The following is a 272-nucleotide window of genomic DNA, read 5'->3' on the forward strand; positions in this document are numbered from 1 at the left end:
TATCATAGTTGAATTTATATGACTGTATAACAGTTTGTTATTCTATGATAGTTCCTGTTTTCAACTATCATTCATCTATCATAACCATCATGGGGAAAAACAATAAATTATTATATATCAGCCTTCTATCAAATTCATGATGTGTCCCGAAGTTGACACAAAACAGCATAAAAAGGCTCGTTTTTTCATGAAGACAAGCTACTTTTTTGGTGAAAACAACTTGAAAAGTTTCTTCAGACCCGGGTGGAAGGGTATGGGAGATCCGGGTGTGG

The 272-nt window shown here is 34.9% G+C and carries 1 protein-coding gene; it reads right to left on the minus strand.

Annotated features, from left to right (window positions below):
- Window positions 1-67: 67 nt before the first annotated feature.
- A partial coding sequence (locus BHV83_RS10635) for a hypothetical protein (protein WP_286757501.1) occupies window positions 68-272 on the minus strand: 205 nt, incomplete at its 5' end.

This window comes from Parabacteroides sp. merdae-related_45_40, from assembly GCF_001915675.1.